Source organism: Bradyrhizobium sp. Crot121, assembly GCF_059512385.1.
The window spans coordinates 1-373 of record NZ_JCAMOR010000471.1; the positions used below are offsets into that span (position 1 = coordinate 1).

1 pseudogene is annotated in these 373 nt (G+C 62.7%); it reads left to right on the top strand.

Annotated features, from left to right (window positions below):
- Positions 1 to 96: 96 nt before the first annotated feature.
- Positions 97 to 373: pseudogene (locus AC5ZGW_RS47530) on the top strand (IS256 family transposase); the annotation flags it as partial.

Sequence of the window (373 nt, forward strand, 5' to 3'; positions counted from 1 at the left end):
TATGCGGGAAACTGGGTGATGACGGACTGAGATAGGCGGCGTATCGAGGCGGGTGTCGAAGCCTGCCAGAACCTCTCTCAAGGAGAGCAATACGCCATGAACGAGACTAGCAACATTGTCCCGCTTCGTCAGCCCGACGAGATCGACGATCCACTGACCAATCTTTTGCGCGCTGGTGCGCGGCAACTTTTGGCGCAAGCGGTCGAGGCCGAAGTCGAGACCTTTCTTGCCACGGTGAAGGACTTGAAGCTTGCCGACGGACGCGCCCGTGTCGTGCGGCATGGCTACGGCCCGGCGCGAACGATTGCGACGGGCATCGGTCCGGTCGAGGTCGCGCGGGCGAAGATTCGCGACCGTGGGGCGGCCGGCGATA